This is a genomic window from Caldalkalibacillus mannanilyticus JCM 10596 (assembly GCF_000615945.1).
Lineage (GTDB): Bacteria > Bacillota > Bacilli > Caldalkalibacillales > JCM-10596 > Bacillus_AT > Bacillus_AT mannanilyticus.
Window position 1 is genome coordinate 1 of sequence record NZ_BAMO01000095.1, and the last position, 1152, is coordinate 1152.

The window sequence follows — 1152 nt, forward strand, 5'->3', positions numbered from 1 at the left end:
AAGAAAGAGGAACCTAAGAAGGAAGAACCTAAAAAAGAAGAGCCTAAAAAAGAGCAACCTAAGAAAGAACAACCTAAGAAAGAACAGCCCGTAAAAGAAGAGAAAAAAGCAGACACCATTTACGTGGTCAAGTCTGGAGATACTCTTTCTAAAATCGCCAAGGCACATAACACTACTTGGCAGGAGCTAGCAAAGTACAATAGCCTTAAAAACCCTGACCTTATCTTCCCAGGTCAAAAAATCAAAATTCCTAGTAAATAGATTTGGAAGAAAATGAAAAAAAAGAGCCCATCGGCTCTTTTTTTCATGATTCTAATTATGCCTGATTGCATCCAAGGCACTTAATTTTGCTGCCCGTAAAGCAGGATATAATCCAGATAGGACTCCTACTGCTGTTGAAAATAAAATAACGAATAGCCCTAACCACCAGGGAACATCTACTATGATCATCGATTCTTCACTTTTTAATAAAAGATTAGCCAATACATTTAAGAATTGAGCAGAAATCCAGCCGATCATGAGTCCTACTACTCCTCCAACTAACCCAATAATCCCAGCCTCAATAAGAAAGATCGTCCTAATATTATTGATAGAAGCTCCAATCACTTTCATGATTCCAATTTCCCGAGTTCTCTCATAAATAGACATCATCATGGTATTCATGATTCCGAAGCTAGCAACAATTAGGGCGATACTCCCAATCCCCCCAATATAAACTGAATCACTCTAGAAATATTATTAACCGTAGCCAGCATTTGTTTTAAAGAAAAGCTGTTCAAGTTTAGTTTTTCTATTTCTTTTTGAACCTCTTCAACAAGTTCTACGCTCTTTACCTTGACTTTAACGGAATCATACCCCTTTTTCTTGAGGACTTGATCCCCTTCTTTCCATTTCACTAGCTGTTCTGCTAGCTTTAGAGAAATATAGAGATTTTGATCCTCTTGACCCCCTTCTTCTTCTAAAATTCCAACAACTCTTAATCGAACAGTCTTACTGATCTCTTGACCATCACTGCCCATTTTAGTAAGGTTCAGCACAATACTCTTATTTAATAAATCTAATCTTTGTTTTTCTTCTCTACTCTCTTCTAAATCAGTGTCTGATAGACTTAAATTTGTTTTCTGTTTTTTGTTTTTTTGTTTGTTTGCCTGG

3 protein-coding genes are annotated in these 1152 nt (G+C 36.4%); 1 reads left to right on the forward strand and 2 read right to left on the reverse strand.

Going from position 1 to position 1152, the window contains the following annotated elements; all coding sequences use genetic code 11:
- Nucleotides 1–261, forward strand: a 261-nt coding sequence (locus JCM10596_RS29365; RefSeq protein WP_034682181.1) for a LysM peptidoglycan-binding domain-containing protein, incomplete at its 5' end; no start/stop codon positions are given.
- A gap of 51 nt (nt 262–312) precedes the next feature.
- On the opposite strand, the gene JCM10596_RS28460 is transcribed toward JCM10596_RS29365, so the two are convergent.
- Entirely contained in the window at nt 313–663 is a 351-nt protein-coding gene (locus tag JCM10596_RS28460) for an ABC transporter permease (protein WP_025029056.1), read from the reverse strand.
- A 20-nt stretch (nt 664–683) separates the two neighbouring features.
- Nucleotides 684–1152: ABC transporter permease (locus JCM10596_RS29670; RefSeq protein ID WP_199900170.1), on the reverse strand; the 469-nt coding region annotated here is incomplete at its 5' end.

What these genes read in the sequence shown, in the direction of transcription:
- JCM10596_RS28460 (WP_025029056.1), bottom strand. Translation starts at nt 663, where the DNA reads ATGAATACCATGATGATGTCTATTTATGAGAGAACTCGGGAAATTGGA.